The sequence below is a fragment of the Streptomyces mangrovi genome, from assembly GCF_900114215.1.
Lineage (GTDB): Bacteria > Actinomycetota > Actinomycetes > Streptomycetales > Streptomycetaceae > Streptomyces > Streptomyces barkulensis.
In genome coordinates this window covers 358,057-372,623 of record NZ_FOSG01000001.1, presented here as the reverse complement: position 1 = coordinate 372,623, position 14,567 = coordinate 358,057, and the positions used below count along the sequence as shown (strand labels likewise).

The 14,567-nt window shown below is 72.0% G+C and carries 12 protein-coding genes; 4 read left to right on the top strand and 8 right to left on the bottom strand.

Annotation, left to right across the window (positions count from 1 at the left end; all coding sequences use genetic code 11):
- Window positions 1-19: 19 nt before the first annotated feature.
- Together BM237_RS01580 and BM237_RS01575 are read right to left on the bottom strand one after the other, a co-directional pair.
- A complete protein-coding gene (locus tag BM237_RS01580; protein WP_245793368.1) occupies window positions 20-2,392 on the bottom strand; it encodes an HAD-IC family P-type ATPase in 2,373 nt (790 codons plus the stop codon).
- 258 nt (window positions 2,393-2,650) lie between these two features.
- Complete coding sequence (locus BM237_RS01575; RefSeq protein ID WP_093846922.1) at window positions 2,651-2,998, bottom strand: DUF2530 domain-containing protein; 348 nt, start codon at window positions 2,996-2,998, stop codon at window positions 2,651-2,653.
- A gap of 294 nt (window positions 2,999-3,292) precedes the next feature.
- Between BM237_RS01575 and BM237_RS01570 the strand changes: the two genes are divergently transcribed.
- The 4 genes from BM237_RS01570 to thpR all read left to right on the top strand — a co-directional run bounded on the left by BM237_RS01570 (window position 3,293) and on the right by thpR (window position 7,698).
- The gene (locus tag BM237_RS01570; RefSeq protein ID WP_093846920.1) at window positions 3,293-4,783 is read left to right on the top strand and encodes an NCS2 family permease; all 1,491 of its coding nucleotides are present in this window, start codon (window positions 3,293-3,295) and stop codon (window positions 4,781-4,783) included.
- Between the two features lie 291 nt (window positions 4,784-5,074).
- On the top strand, window positions 5,075-5,512 hold the full coding sequence (locus BM237_RS01565; RefSeq protein WP_093846918.1) for a MarR family winged helix-turn-helix transcriptional regulator: 438 nt from the start codon (window positions 5,075-5,077) through the stop codon (window positions 5,510-5,512).
- 50 nt (window positions 5,513-5,562) lie between these two features.
- On the top strand, window positions 5,563-7,101 hold the full coding sequence (locus BM237_RS01560; RefSeq protein WP_245793344.1) for an MFS transporter: 1,539 nt from the start codon (window positions 5,563-5,565) through the stop codon (window positions 7,099-7,101).
- A gap of 27 nt (window positions 7,102-7,128) precedes the next feature.
- The gene (gene thpR, locus BM237_RS01555) at window positions 7,129-7,698 is read left to right on the top strand and encodes an RNA 2',3'-cyclic phosphodiesterase (protein ID WP_093846916.1); all 570 of its coding nucleotides are present in this window, start codon (window positions 7,129-7,131) and stop codon (window positions 7,696-7,698) included.
- A gap of 253 nt (window positions 7,699-7,951) precedes the next feature.
- On the opposite strand, the gene BM237_RS01550 is transcribed toward thpR, so the two are convergent.
- The 6 genes from BM237_RS01550 to BM237_RS01525 form a co-directional block, all read right to left on the bottom strand.
- Window positions 7,952-8,938 (bottom strand): aldo/keto reductase, encoded by a 987-nt coding sequence (locus BM237_RS01550; protein WP_093847371.1) that lies wholly within the window; start codon window positions 8,936-8,938, stop codon window positions 7,952-7,954.
- A 135-nt stretch (window positions 8,939-9,073) separates the two neighbouring features.
- The gene (locus BM237_RS01545) at window positions 9,074-9,742 is read right to left on the bottom strand and encodes a hypothetical protein (RefSeq protein WP_093846914.1); all 669 of its coding nucleotides are present in this window, start codon (window positions 9,740-9,742) and stop codon (window positions 9,074-9,076) included.
- 148 nt (window positions 9,743-9,890) lie between these two features.
- On the bottom strand, window positions 9,891-11,231 hold the full coding sequence (locus BM237_RS01540) for an APC family permease (protein WP_217655781.1): 1,341 nt from the start codon (window positions 11,229-11,231) through the stop codon (window positions 9,891-9,893).
- A complete protein-coding gene (locus BM237_RS01535; protein WP_217655780.1) occupies window positions 11,228-11,614 on the bottom strand; it encodes a cupin domain-containing protein in 387 nt (128 codons plus the stop codon). Before BM237_RS01535 ends, BM237_RS01540 begins: the two co-directional genes overlap by 4 nt.
- Window positions 11,615-11,625: 11 nt before the next feature.
- Window positions 11,626-12,375, bottom strand: coding sequence for a YqcI/YcgG family protein (locus BM237_RS01530; protein WP_217655779.1), 750 nt, complete (start codon window positions 12,373-12,375; stop codon window positions 11,626-11,628).
- A 479-nt stretch (window positions 12,376-12,854) separates the two neighbouring features.
- Window positions 12,855-13,658 carry a GDSL-type esterase/lipase family protein gene (locus BM237_RS01525; protein WP_425443626.1) on the bottom strand — a complete coding sequence of 268 codons (804 nt, stop codon included), beginning with the start codon at window positions 13,656-13,658 and terminating at the stop codon, window positions 12,855-12,857.
- Window positions 13,659-14,567 lie beyond the last annotated feature (909 nt).

Sequence of the window (14,567 nt, the reverse complement as noted above, 5' to 3'; positions counted from 1 at the left end):
CCGGCAGCCCCTGGCGGGATCAGTCCGGGAAGCGGCGGCCGATCCAGCGCCAGGTGACCTCCAGGAGGGCGGCCGAGGCGGCGGCGACGCCGACGGCCGTCCACGGCATCACCGTGCCGACCAGGCGGAGGGCGAAGAAGTCCTGGAGGAACGGGGTGACCTGGACGACCACGAAGGCCGAGGCCATGGTGAGCACCAACCCGATCCGCCACCAGGTGTAGGGGCGGGCGATGATCGCCAGCACCCACAGCGCCACCAGGAACAGCGTCAGCGTCGCCGCGCTGGTCTCGGCCTCCAGCGCGTCCGGTCCGGTGTAGTGGTGGCGGGCCAGCAGGTAGACGGTGAAGGTGGCGGTCGCGGCGACGAGGCCGGAGGGGATCGCGTACCGCATCACGCGCCGTACGAAGTGCGGGCGGGCGCGCTCCTTGTTGGGGGCCAGGGCCAGGAAGAAGGCGGGAATGCCGATGGTCAGGCCGCCCAGCAGGGTCAGATGGCGCGGCAGGAACGGGTAGGGCACCTGGGAGACGATGACCAGCAGGGCCAGCAGCACCGAGTAGACGGTCTTGGTGAGGAAGAGGTTGGCCACGCGCTCGATGTTGCCGATGACCCGCCGCCCCTCGGCGACGACCGACGGCAGGGTGGCGAAGGAGTTGTTGAGCAGCACGATCTGGGCGACGGCCTTGGTGGCCTCCGAGCCCGAGCCCATCGAGACGCCGATGTCGGCGTCCTTCAGGGCCAGTACGTCGTTGACGCCGTCGCCGGTCATGGCGACGGTGTGGCCGCGCGACTGGAGGGCGCCGACCATGTCGCGCTTCTGCTGCGGGGTGACGCGGCCGAAGACCGTGCCGTCCTCCAGTGCCGCCGCCAGTTCCTCGCGGCCTTCCGGGAGGGTGCGGGCGTCGACGGTGGAGCCGGCGCCGGGCAGGTCGAGCTTGGCGGCGACGGCGCCGACGGAGACGGCGTTGTCGCCGGAGATGACCTTCGCCGAGACGTCCTGTTCGGCGAAGTAGCGCAGGGTGTCGGCGGCTTCGGGACGCAGCCGCTGCTCCAGCACGACCAGGGCGGTGGGCTCGGTGGAGGTGGGGTCGGTGGCGAGGGCGGGGTCGTCCAGGGCGCGGGAGGTGCGGGCCAGCAGCAGTACGCGCAGGCCCTGCCGGTTGAGGCGGTCGGTCTCGGCGAGGGCCGGGGAGCCGGGGGCGAGCAGGACGTCGGGGGCGCCCAGCAGCCAGGTCCCCGTCTCCCCGCCGGGCCCGGTGAGGGTCGCGCCGCTGTACTTGCGGGCGGAGGAGAAGGGGAGGGAGCCGGTGCACGTCCAGCCCTCCGCCCCGTCGGCGGGGTGGGCGTCGGCGATGGCCTTCAGGCTGGCGTTGGGGCGGGGGTCGCTGCATCCGAGCGCGGCCAGCACCCGTCGTACGAGGGCGGGGTCGGCGCCGTCCAGCGGGCGGACCTCGGCCACGTCCATGCCGCCCTCGGTGAGGGTGCCGGTCTTGTCCAGGCAGACGGTGTCCACGCGGGCCAGGCCCTCGATGGCGGGCAGCTCCTGCACCAGGCACTGCTGCCGTCCCAGCCGGATGACGCCGATGGCGAAGGCGATGGAGGTCAGCAGCACCAGGCCCTCGGGCACCATCGGCACGATGCCGCCGACCATGCGGCGGATCGCCTCGTCGGCGCTGTGGTCCTCCACCAGGAGCTGGCTGAGGACCAGGCCGATCGCGGCAGGAACGATCATCCAGGTGATGTACTTGAGGATCTGGCTGATGCCGCTGCGCAGTTCGGAGTGGACGAGGGTGAAGCGGGAGGCCTCCTCGGCCAGTTGGGCGGCGTACGCCTCGCGCCCGACCCGGGTGGTGGTGAAGGCGCCGCCGCCGGCGACGACGAAGCTGCCGGACATCACAGTGTCGCCGGGCCGCTTGTGGACGGGGTCGGCCTCGCCGGTCAGCAGGGACTCGTCCACCTCCAGGCCGTCGGACTCGGTGACGGTGCCGTCCACGACGACCTTGTCGCCGGGGCCCAGCTCGACCAGGTCGCCCAGGACGATCTCGTTGGTGCGGACCCCGGTGGCGGCGCCGTCGCGGCGGACGGTCGGCCTGGACTCGCCGATGACGGCCAGGTTGTCCAGCGTCCGCTTGGCGCGCAGCTCCTGGACGATGCCGATCAGGGTGTTGGCGAGGATGACGAAGCCGAACAGGCCGTCCTGGATGGGGCCGACGACCAGGATGATCGCGAAGAGGACGCCGATGATGGCGTTGAAGCGGGTGAAGACGTTGGCGCGGACGATGTCGGCCGTGGAGCGGGAGGACCGCACGGGGACGTCGTTGATCTGGCCCAGGGCCGTGCGCTCGGCGACCTCGGCGGCGGTGAGGCCCGGGGACCGGGTGGCGGGGGTGTCCATGGCCGGACCCGCTGCCGGACCCGCCGCCGGGTCCGTGCCCGCGCCCGTGCGGGGGGAGGGTACGGCGAGCGCCGTGCCCTCGTGCGGCTCCGCGGCGCCCCGCTCGCCTCGTACTGTCTCAGCCCGTTCCGTCATGCCGTAGACAGTACGAGGCGAACGCGTCTTCGCGCGCGGTCCGCGGGCCGAGTACAGGTGTGATGGGGGAGAAATCGGGGAAAGGGGTATGGCTTCCGCCGGAGCGGAGCGCCCGGCCGCGGGTCACTCGGCGGCCGCGGGGCCCTTCGGGACGGGGCCTGTGCCCGGGCCCGTGCCGGGTTCCGCGCCGGAGCCGGAGTCCGCCCCGGTCTCCCGTGCGAGGCGCTCGCGGCGCAGCGCCGCCTCGCGGCGGCGGACGAACCAGATGCCGTAGAGGCCCAGGACGCCGCCCGTCAGGCAGGTCCACAGCCACCAGGTGCGGTCGTGGTCGTCGAACCAGCCGTAGAAGGGGAGCTGGACCAGGAAGAGCGTGAACCAGATGACCGTGCCGCCCACGACGGTGGCGACGACGTTGCCCTCCAGGGGTTCGGGTGCCTCACGCTCGCCGCTCGTCCACCTGTTCCAGCCCATCGCCTGGCCCTCTCGCTTCCCGTCACCCCGTCGCCCGTCCGTGCCGTGGCGTTCCGCACCAGCGTAACGAGGGGGGTGGCCGGGGCCGACCCGGGAGCGGCGTCCGGGTGGGGGCGGGACGGGGAGGGGGCGCGGGGAGAGGTGTGGGGAGCGTCACGGCCGCGCCCGGGGAATGCCCCCGTACGCGGATGGCCTTTCAACAGTGGTGCGTTCATACTGAAAGCACCCTGGATTGGCTGGTTCCCATTGGAGGAACCTCCTAAACGTCCCCGAACCGCCCAGTGAAGGTCACGCATGTCCGCTCCGGCCACCGACACCCCGGCCACGCCAGACACCCCCGGTACCCCTGGTAACGAAACCGGACCCAAGTCGCCCGGGAGCGGCCTCGACCGCTTCTTCAAGATCTCCGAGCGAGGCTCCAGCGTGGGCCGCGAGCTGCGTGGCGGTCTCGCCACCTTCTTCGCGATGGCCTACATCGTCGTGCTGAACCCGATCATCCTGGGCGCGGGCACGGACAAGTTCGGCCAGCAGCTCGACAACGCCCAGCTCGTCACCGCCACCGCGCTGATGGCCGGTCTGACCACCATCCTGATGGGCGTCATCGGCAACGTGCCCATCGCGCTGGCCGCCGGGCTCGGCATCAACGCCGTGGTCTCCCTCCAGCTCGCGCCGCAGATGAGCTGGCCCGACGCCATGGGCATGGTGGTCCTGGCCGGACTGGTGCTGATGCTGCTGGTCGCCTCCGGACTGCGTGAGCGCGTCATGGACGCCATACCCGGCGGGCTGCGCCGGGCCATCGCCATCGGCATCGGCCTGTTCATCACCCTCATCGGCCTGGTGGACTCCGGCTTCGTCACCCGCAACCCCGACGCCGCGCACACCACCGTGCCGCTCGGCCTCGGGCAGGGCGGCCATCTGACCGGCTGGCCGGTGCTCGTCTTCATCCTCGGCCTGGCCCTCACCTTCGTCCTGGTCATCAGGAGGACCAAGGGCGCGATCCTGATCAGCATCGTCGTGATGACCCTGGTCGCCGTGGTGATCAACGCGGTCGCCGAGATCCCCGACGCCGCCTGGGGCCTGGCCGTACCCAACATGCCCGAGAGCATCGTGAGCACCCCGGACTTCGGCCTGATCGGCGAGGTCAGCCTCTTCGGCGGCTTCGCCGAGGTCGGCGTGCTGACCGGCTCGCTGTTCGTCTTCACCGTGCTGCTGTCGGGTTTCTTCGACGCGATGGGCACCATCATCGGCGTCGGCCACGAGGCGAAGCTGACCGACGAGCAGGGCCGGCTGCCCGGCATGGGCCGCATCCTGATGACGGACGGCGTCGCGGTGGCGGGCGGCGGCTTCGGCTCCTGCTCGGCCAACACCTGCTTCGTGGAGTCCACCGCCGGTGTCGGCGAGGGCGCCCGCACGGGTCTGGCCAACATCATGACCGGCGCGCTGTTCCTGCTGGCCCTGGTCTTCACGCCGCTGGCCACCGTGGTGCCCTCGCACGCCGCGACCCCGGCGCTGGTCGTGGTCGGCTTCCTGATCATGGCCTCGAACGTGCGGGAGATCGACTGGAGCGACCAGACCGTCGCCGTCCCGGCGTTCCTGACGCTGATCTCCATGCCGTTCACCTACAGCATCACCAACGGCATCGGCATCGGCGTGCTCTCCTACATCCTGCTGCGCACCGCCACCGGGCGCTTCCGCGAGATCCCGTGGCTGCTGAACGCCGTCGGGGCCTGCTTCCTGGTCTACTTCCTGCTGGACCCGATCCAGCAGGTGCTCGGGATCGGGTGACCGGCACCGGGTGACCGGAATCGGATGACGCGCCGCCGGGCGGATCGCCCGGCGGCGCGTCACGTGTGTCGGGCGTACCGGGGACATCACGCGGAGCCGTTCGAGCGGCGTACCGTCCGTCCGTAGGCTTGGCACCTTCGTTTCCGTGGACTCCATGGGGACACGGTCGCGGGGTAGGCGGGGGAGGGCGTCGGCTTTTCTTGCCGGCCCACTCGTACGGGTGAGGAAAGACACCCTTCGCCCCCTCCCCGGACTGGTCCTTAGGAGAAGTAATGAGTTAGGCTAACAAATATGCCGGATCTGTCCCGGGGCGAGGACGCCGAAGCCGTCAGCGCCCTCCGTTCCGCCACGATGCGCCTGGCGCGCCGCCTCAAGCACCAGCGCGTCGACGAGTCGCTGAGCCCGGCCGAGATGTCGGTCCTCGGCACCCTCGCGCGCTGCGGCTCCGCCACGCCCGGCGAGCTGGCGCGCAAGGAGCACGTGCAGCCGCCGTCGATGACCCGCATCGTGGCGATGCTGGAGGCCAAGGGGCTCGTCCGGCTGGAACCGCACAGGGACGACCGCCGCCAGAAGGTGGTCACCCAGACCGAGCAGGCCGAGGCGATGCTCGCCGCGAGCCGTACCAAGCGCGACGCCTGGCTCGCCGAACTCGCCGGGCGGCTCGACGAGGACGAGTGGGCGCGGCTGCGCTCCGCGGCCCCCGTACTGGAGAAGCTCGCGCAACTGTAAGAACCCGCGCAACGGTAAGAAGGAGCAGCGCCACGAGGAGGCGAAACCGATTGAGTCCGGGACCCGGAGCACACTCCGCACCCGCACCTGACGAGAACACCGAAACCCCGAAGGCGGCGAAGGCCGCGAAGCCCTCGACGTTCAGCTCGCTGCGCATCCGCAACTACCGGCTGTTCGCCGCCGGGCAGCTCGTGTCCAACACCGGTACCTGGATGCAGCGCATCGCCCAGGACTGGCTGGTCCTCAGCCTCACCGGTTCCGCGACGGCCGTCGGCATCACCACGGCCCTGCAGTTCCTCCCCATGATGCTGCTGGGGCTGTACGGCGGCGTCATCGCCGACCGCTACCCCAAGCGCCGGCTGCTGCTGATCACCCAGACGGCGATGGGCCTGACCGGACTCGCCCTCGCCGCGCTGACCCTCAGCGGCCACGTCCACGTCTGGCACGTCTACGCGCTCGCCTTCGTCCTGGGACTGGCGACGGTCGTGGACAACCCCGCCCGCCAGACCTTCGTCTCGGAGATGGTCGGCCCCGACCAGCTCGCCAACGCCGTCTCCCTCAACGGCGCCAACTTCCAGTCCGCCCGCCTGGTCGGCCCGGCCGTCGCCGGTGTGCTGATCACGGCCGTGGGCAGCGGCTGGGCGTTCCTGCTCAACGGGCTGTCGTTCATCGCGCCGATCACCGGCCTGCTGATGATGCGCACCGCCGAACTGCACGTCGTCGAGCGCGCCCCGCGCGCCAAGGGCCAGCTCCGCGAGGGCCTGCGGTACGTCGCGAGCCGGCCGGAGCTGATCTGGCCGATCACGCTCGTCGGCTTCGTCGGCACCTTCGCCTACAACTTCCCCATCTGGCTCACCGCCTTCACCGACAAGGTCTTCGACGAGGGCGCGGGCACCTACGGCCTGCTCAACAGCCTGATGGCCGTCGGCTCGGTCGTCGGCGCACTGCTGGCGGCCCGGCGCGGTGTGAGCCGGATGCGGGTGATGGTCGGCGCCGCGCTGCTCTTCGGCGTGCTGGAGATGGCCGCGGCCCTCTCCCCGTCGTTCTGGATCTTCGCCCTGCTGATGGCGCCCATCGGCGCGGTGGGCCTGACCTTCAACGTCACCGCCAACTCCACCGTCCAGCTCGCCTCCGACCCGGCGATGCGCGGCCGGGTGATGAGCCTGTACATGATGGTGTTCATGGGCGGCACCCCGCTCGGCGGTCCGCTGATGGGCTGGATCACCGACACCTACGGCGCCCGTACCGGCTTCCTGGCCGGCGGCGTGGTCTCGGCCGTGGCCGCCGTCGCCACCGCCCTGGTACTGGCCCGGATCGGCGGGCTGCGGCCGCGGTTGGGCCTGCGCCGGGGCCGCCGGGGCCTGACGTTCGTCCCGGTGGCGCGGGGCGTACGGGCGGCCGGCGCGGCGAGCGCGGAAGGGCCGGAGAGCATAGCCGGGGACGGCCCGGCCCCGCAGGACCCGCAGGACCGCACCCCGGTCTCCCCGCGCCGGACCGTCCCCGCCGCGGCCCCGGCCGCCGCGCCGCCCAGCACCCCCGCCTCCGCGCCGGGCGGGGAGCGGGACCACCGCGGGGACGTGCTCGCGTGAGCGGCCCGCCCGGGTGAGACTCTCCCCATGAGGCTTTTCACCGCCGTGCTGCCGCCGCCCTCCGCCGTCGCGGAACTCGGCGAGGAGGTGGAGCGGCTGAAGGGACTGCCCGGCGCGGACCGGCTGCGCTGGGCCCTCCCCGAGGGCTGGCACTTCACGCTCGCCTTCCTGGGCGAGGTGGACGACGACCTCCTGCCCGCGCTGTGCGAGCGCCTGGAGCGCGCCGCCCACCGCCACCACCCCTTCGAGGTGCGGCTGGCCGGGGGCGGCCGGTTCGGCGACCGGGTGCTGTGGGCCGGGGTGGACGACGGCCGCGAGCCGCTGCGGCGGCTGGCCGACTCCGTCACCGCGGGTGTCAACCGGGCCGGGGTGCCCACCGACGACCGCCCCTACAAACCGCATCTGACCCTGGCCCGCGCCGGCCGCCGCGGGCCGGGCCCGGACCTGCGCCCCCTGGCGGCCGCCCTGGACGGCTTCACGGGAAGCCCGTGGCGGGCCGGGGAGCTGACCCTCGTACGCAGCCGGCTGCCCCGCTCCGGGGTCCCCGGGGAGCACCCCCGCTACGAGACGCGGGCGGCCTGGCCGCTGGGCCGCTGAAGGGCCGCCGTCGGAGCGGGCTACCGTTGGGGCGTGGACCCGAAGACCCGTACCCGCATCGTCAGCGGGGCCCTGGTGCTCATGCTCGCCGTGGTGATGCTGGCGGCCCTCATCGGCTGAGAGAGCCGCCCGGGCGGCGGGGCGCACGGACGAACAGCCTCCCGGCCGTCACGGAAGACATACGGAAGACGGCCGTCCGCCCCGCCGGGCGGCGGGGCGGACGGCCGTGTCACCGGACTCACCGCCCGGCGCGTCACCAGGCGAACGCCTCCGGGGAGGGTCCGGGGCCGGGGAAGATCTCGTCCAGCGAGGCCAGCAGCTCCCCGCTCAGCTCCAGCTCCACCGCGCGCAGCGCCGAGTCGAGCTGCTCGCGCGTGCGCGGGCCGATGATCGGGCCGGTGATGCCGGGCTGGGCCAGATGCCAGGCCAGGGCCACCTCGCCGGGCTCCAGACCGTGCTCGTCCAGCAGGTCCTCGTACGCCTGGACCTGGTCGCGCAGTCCGGGGTTGTTCGCCAGCGCCTGCGACGAGCGGCGCTCGGGGTTCTCCCGCTCCTTGCGGAGCACGCCGCCCAGCAGACCCCCGCCCAGCGGGGACCAGGGGATGACGCCGAGGCCGTAGCCGCGCGCCGCCGGGATGACCTCCATCTCGGCGCGGCGCTCGACGAGGCTGTACTTGCACTGCTCGCTGACCAGGCCGAGGCGGCCGGTGCGGGCGGCGGTCTCGTTGGCCCGGGCGATGTGCCAGCCCGCGAAGTTGGACGACCCGACGTACAGGACCTTGCCCTGCTGGACCAGGACGTCCATCGCCTGCCAGATCTCCTCCCACGGCGTGTTCCGGTCGACGTGGTGGAACTGGTACAGGTCGATGTGGTCGGTGCGCAGCCGCTTCAGGCTGGCGTCGACGGCGCGGCGGATGTTCACCGCGGACAGCTTGTCGTGGTTGGGCCAGACGTCGCCGTCCGTGGCCGCCATGTTGCCGTAGACCTTGGTGGCGAGGACGACCTTGTCACGGCGGTCGCCGCCCTTGGCGAACCAGTTGCCGATGATCTCCTCGGTGCGGCCCTTGTTCTCGCCCCACCCGTAGACGTTGGCCGTGTCGAAGAGGTTGACGCCCGCGTCGAGAGCGGCGTCCATGATGCCGTGGCTGGTTGATTCGTCCGTCTGCGGACCGAAGTTCATCGTGCCGAGGACCAGGCGGCTGACCTTGAGTCCGGTGCGTCCGAGCTGCGTGTACTTCATGGACACCAGCCAACGTGCTGGAGTGGGCTCAAGGCAAGCGTGGCACGGTGGAGGTCCGGGACCTCCGGAAACCGCCGCGAGGGGTCCGGAGGTCCGGCGCGGCGCGGGCGGGGGCCGCGCGGCGGGCCCGCGCCGTCAGGGCGCGTCGGTGACGACGAGTTCGGTGGCGGTGATGTCGGGCCGCAGACGGGCGAGCAGCTCCAGGACGGTGCCGCCCGCCTCGGCGGTGTGGCCGGCGCCGGTGCCGGGGCAGCCCAGGACGACCATCACCGCCTCGGTGGTGTCGTCGAGGAGCTGGAAGTCGGCGCTGTCGCAGTCGCGGCGCCCCAGCCAGGCCATGGGCCGAAGCTCCTCGCCGTCCCGGCCGCCATGGAGTCCGTAGACCAGGTCCCCCTCGGGAACGGGCCTGGAGCGGTCCGAGAAGGCGGGGACCATGCGCAGTCCGGCGGGGGCGCGGGTGATGAGCATCCGCGCGCCCCCGGTGTCGTCCGCCCGGTGCAGGCCGATGCCGCCGCTGTGCTCCATGGTGGCGGCGTTGACGGCGTCGACGACGGGCCCGTGGGAGCGCCAGCCGCGCTCGGCCACGGTGCGCCGCAGCCTCTCCCCGGCCGGAACCGTGCCGGGGTGGCCCAGTGCCGCCAGCAGGTCCCGGTACCCGGGCGGGTGCTCGCCGCCGCCGAACGCCGCGGCCTCCTCGGCTCCGATACCGGTCCCGGACAGCAGGGGCCGGCCGGACTTCAGGGACCAGACCCGGGGGTGGCGCAGCCCCAGGCCGCGGGCCGATGCGGAAAGCAGGACGTTCAAGGCTGCCTCTCTCGTGGCGTCTCGGTACGGACGGGCGGCCGGTGCCGGCGGGAGCCGGGCCCGTACCGGGTGCGGACCCCGCTCTGTCCCCGGGCATACTGCCGTGCCGCCCGGACACCGCCAAACCGGTGCCCGGGCGGCACGGCCGTCAGCTCCCCGGTGCGGCCTCCCGCCGCTTCCCGACCCGCCACGACAGGACGCGGCCGAGCACCAGCAGCGCCAGCGCGTACCCGAGCTGGAGGGGGCCGAAGGTCAGCGCCAGCAGCCCCAGCAGCACGGCGATGGTGATGCCGAACACCCTGGGGGCGCCGGCCTTGAGCCGTGCGTAGACGACTGCGGAGAACAGGTAGAGCAGGAAGAAGTTCTGCCCCGCGACGGTCAGCAGGTCCGACAGCGACAGCAGGTCGGACGCCGTCGCCAGTGCCATCAGGCTGAAGACCGCGACGCACACCGCCACCGCGTTGCGCGGGGGCGTGCCGGCCGACCGGCTCAGCCTGGCCAGGGGACGCGGCAGCAGCCCCTCGCGGGCGCTGGACATCACCAGCCGGGAGGCTGCCCACACGGCGCCCACCAGATTGGCGGCGATGATCACCACGCCCAGCACCGACACCACCCAGGCCAGGCCCGGGGCGGCGGCCGACACCACGGCGTGGATCGGAGAGGAGGCCGCCTTCGGGTCGTCCTCCGCCAGCCGCGTCTGGACCGCCCACGCCAGCAGGACGTAGAGGGTCGTGACGACGAGGAAGCTGATGACCACCACCCGGGGGAAGTCCCTGCGCGGATTGGCGTACTCCTCGGTGGTGAAGGAGAGCATCTCCCAGCCGGTGAACGCGAAGAACACCGCTCCCAGCGCCGCCACACCCAGCGCGAGCTCCTCCGGCCGGGCCGGCGGCAGGTGCTGCACGGGATCGCCGCCGGACAGGCCGAGCACCGCCGCCGCGAGCAGTCCGGCCGTCATGAGCAGCGCCAGGACGATCTGGATGCGCGACGACACCGACCCGCCGATCGCCACCGACACGCCGGCCAGGGCCAGCAGCCCGATCGCCGCCGCCCAGGCCGGGACCCCGTGCAGACCGGGGATCTGCTGGAAGTAGAAGCCTCCGGTCAGGGCGATGGCCGGGATGCCGAGGCCGAAGGTGCCCAGGAGCATGACCTCCACGCCGGCCGCCCAGGAGCGGCCGAACCCGGCCTGGACGAAGCCGGCGACGCCCCCGGCGCCGGGCAGGTCGGCGCCCAGCCGGGCGAAGACGATCAGCAGCGGGACGGTGACGGCGGCGGCCACGAGCCAGGCGTAGAGGGCGGCCTGGCCGGTCTGGTGGTAGGCGATGCCGGGTGAGACGAGGGCGCCGCTGCCCACCACGATGGTGATGGCCAGCGCCACGGCCCCGGGCAGGCGCAGATGGCCCGCCATCCGTGTGGGAGGCCCGGCGGCCGCGCCCTCGGCGCCGCCCGCCTCGCCCGCGGCCTTCGTGCCGTGCGGACCGGTCACGCCGCGGATTCCCGCGCGACCGGGGTGGGGTGCGGGTGCTCGCCGTCGGCCAGGAACGTGGTCTCGGCCGTACGGCCGTCACGCGGGCGGATCATGTAGACCGCGCCCTCCGGGCCGGCCAGCGAGCCGTGCACGGTACCGGCGGGCAGCGTGATCCAGGTGCCCGCCGGGCAGTCGCGCTCCTGGTAGGCGCCCGCCGCGTCCCAGAAGAGCAGAGCACTGCCCCGCAGTATGAACAACTCCTCGTCCAGACTGTGGTGATGCCAGTTGTGGACCTTGCCCGGCTGGTCGTTCTGCAGCTCGAAGCTGCCCTGGTGCGGAAGGAGTCCGGTGAGGTCGGCCGGGACGGCGGGGGCCGTGCGGCTGTCGAAACGGGGGTTCATGCGGTGGTCTCCTAGGCGTTGTCGGCGGCGTTGTCGGCGTGCTGTGCTTCGTGCCTGACGTGCAGGGGGCAGCGCGTCCCCCGGTCGTGAGGCGTGTTGTCGTCGTCCAGGAAGTACTGGGCCCACTCCAGATTGCCCGGCTTGCCGTAACTGCCCAGGAGGGGACTGGCGGGGACATCGTCGTAGGCGGTCAGGCGGCCGCGGATGATGGTACGGGCGTTGCGCCCCTGCTTGGAGTCCTCGGAGATGTCGTCGAAGACGAAGCGGGGCTGGAAGGTGATCGCGAGGTCCTCGAAGTAGCGGCTGTTGCGTCTGCGGTGGGCCGGGGTGTTCGCGACGACGAACATCGGCATTCCGGCGAAGACGAACTCCCACTCGGGGTCCTCGGTGTCCGGCGGGATGTCCGCCGGCCAGGGCGCGGTGTCCAGGTCGTGCACCCCCTGGAGCAGGTCCCACACCAGGGTGCGGAAGCCCTCCACGTCGCGGGCGCGGTCCTCGTCGGTGGTCTCGAAGAACGCCACCAGGGAGGTCCTGCGGCCCAGTTCGGGCGCGAGGGCGACGAAGTCGCCGAGTGCCGCCGCGAGCCGCCGGGCGAGGTCGTCCCCCCGTTCCAGGAACGAGAAGCGCAGGGTGGCCCTGCGCAGCGCGTCCACGCCGAAGACGCACGGGAAGAGGGCGCTCTCGTCGAGCATGCGCTTGCGGAACCGCTCGACCGCGTCCGCCTCCCACGCCTTCGCGCGGGGCTGCCGCGGGTCGCACACCAGAGGTGTGGTCAGCGGAAGGGCAGATGGATCGGAAAAGGAGACTGAAGCTGAATCAGTCATCTGGATACCCCCCGTTGCGTATTGACAGGACGGTGCCACCGGAATCCCGCCGGGGATTCTCCGCCGGAGTTCCGGGGGCGCCGAGATGGTTTCAGCACAGCCACGGGAGGGAGGACTGTTTATTGAGCCAAACACTGTCTATTTCCAGCCACTCCGGCAGGTGTGCACGACCGGCTGAGAGCGCGTCCAGCGCGCTGAACACCGTTGCTGTAAGACCGTGTTCGCGGAGGGATGTCCGGATCCGGAGCCTTTTCCGGCCACGGTGAAACCAGGCATTTCGGGGCTCCGGTGTATGTCCGTCGTCATTCCGGAGTCGCGCTTGCCCGTCTTTCGCCGCCCGTCGCGGAGGTCTTCCGGAAACCTTCGGAAGAACCTTCACCGCTGCCGGGTGATTCCGGGGCGAACGGGAGCGGAATTTATTGTTCCACGGTGACCGGCTCGGCCCGGCGGGCGCGCGGCCTGCCCGGCTGGGCCCCCACCGCGCCCGCGGCGTACGGGCTGCCCACGCCCCACGCCCGGTGCATCGCGTCGGCGAAGGCCGCGGCGATGCGGTGCTCGCCACGGGCGGTGGGATGGGTGCCGTCGTAGGTGTCGCGGGCCAGGTCCCAGTCGTGCGGCGGCACGGCCGTCAGCAGCGGCGAGGCGGGGGTGGACAGCTCGGCCACGGCCCGGGCCAGCAGCTCGTTGAAGCGCTCGCACTCGGCGGCGAAGAAGACGTCGTGCCGCGCCCGTATGTTGGGGATCACCGGCAGCAGCACCATCCGCACCCGCGGCTCGGCGGAGCGGGCCTCGGCGACGAAGCGGCGGACGTTGGCGGCGGTGGCGCCGGAGCCGGTGTAGAAACCGAGGTCGATCAGGCCCAGGAAGACCAGCAGGGTGTCGGCGCGGTGCTCGCGCACCGCGCCGGCTATCACCGGCGCCATGTGCAGCCAGCCCTCTCCCCAGCCGGCGAGATGGCGGCGGGCGGCGGCGGGGAAGGCGGGGTCGGCGTAGTCGTGGGAGACCGGGGCGTCGGCCTCCTTGTCGTACAGCGCGTCGCGGGGGCCGACGATCTCGTACGCGGTGCCGTACGGCCCGCGGGTGCGCTCCAGATGCCGCCACATGCGGTGGCGCCAGGTGTGCTCACCGGCGCTGCCGATGGTCATGGAGTCGCCGACGAAGAGCACGCGCATCCGCACATCCTGACCGACGGCGGCCTTGACCTGCGACGTGACGCCCATCACCCCGCCCATCACCCCACCCGGCGCCCGTGGGCCCGGGGCCCGTGGATCCGGGGAGGACGCGCCGCCGGTGGGCGACGGAATTCGACAAGACGGGCATAGCGTCAAAATGTCTTTCATTCGTATTTGAGGGGTTCGCTCGAAGATAATGGACAGCGACTCCGGTAATCGCCTTCAGTGTGGAGTGACCGAAATTTGACCTCGAATGGCCGGCGTGCGCCGGGGGTGTCGTGATCTTTCCGGTCAGGAAGAGGAACCGAACATTCCTTTCCTGCCCTCTGGTTCTCCCGTGGCGCGTGTGTATACTCCGACGGGCAAGCATGTCGCGGCCCCTGCGTGACCGGCAGGGGGTAGCGGATAATCCTCGGACCCGTAAATCGGGCATATGGAAACCGGCCAGGGGGAAACATGCGAGAAGCAAGTCCCGGTGGCAGAGACTTCTCTGTGCCGATGTTGGTTCCACCGGACGGGCCCGACCACCCGGCCGGAAGTGAACGAGAACCTCTTTCCTAGCCTCTCGAGCGTGCTGCCGGGCGGTCCTGCCCTTCTGTGAGCCGCCGGGTCCCCCGGTGGCGGGCAAGCGCTGCCCCGGTCCGCGCCGAGTTCCGGCCTGCCCGTTCGACCGGCCTCATGGTCCGTGGGATGCCGCACGCGCCCGCGGCCCCTGCCGCGGAGAGCCGGCGCCGAGTGCGTGCCCGGTGCGTACTCCACGGGGTATTCCCTTTTCAATGGTGATGTGATTCGTTTCCGGCGGAGACGGGATCCTTTTGCGCTCCCTTCGCCGTCCGGGTGGCGATCGCAGAGAGAAAAGGTTTCTCCGTGCCCTTGTGTGACGCGCGTAGCGTCCGGAGTACAAGGCTGCCCGGATGTTTTCCGCCGGATACCGGGAGCCGTGTCTCCCCCAGAACT

Excerpts from the sequence above, each read along its gene's own strand:
- BM237_RS01575 (WP_093846922.1), bottom strand. The coding sequence starts at position 2,998 with ATGGGCTGGAACAGGTGGACGAGCGGCGAGCGTGAGGCACCCGAACCC.
- BM237_RS01535 (WP_217655780.1), bottom strand. The coding sequence starts at position 11,614 with ATGAACCCCCGTTTCGACAGCCGCACGGCCCCCGCCGTCCCGGCCGAC.
- BM237_RS01565 (WP_093846918.1), top strand. The coding sequence starts at position 5,075 with ATGCCGGATCTGTCCCGGGGCGAGGACGCCGAAGCCGTCAGCGCCCTC.
- BM237_RS01525 (WP_425443626.1), bottom strand. The coding sequence starts at position 13,658 with ATGGGCGTCACGTCGCAGGTCAAGGCCGCCGTCGGTCAGGATGTGCGG.
- BM237_RS01570 (WP_093846920.1), top strand. The coding sequence starts at position 3,293 with ATGTCCGCTCCGGCCACCGACACCCCGGCCACGCCAGACACCCCCGGT.
- thpR (WP_093846916.1), top strand. The coding sequence starts at position 7,129 with ATGAGGCTTTTCACCGCCGTGCTGCCGCCGCCCTCCGCCGTCGCGGAA.
- BM237_RS01580 (WP_245793368.1), bottom strand. The coding sequence starts at position 2,392 with ATGGACACCCCCGCCACCCGGTCCCCGGGCCTCACCGCCGCCGAGGTC.
- BM237_RS01550 (WP_093847371.1), bottom strand. The coding sequence starts at position 8,938 with ATGAAGTACACGCAGCTCGGACGCACCGGACTCAAGGTCAGCCGCCTG.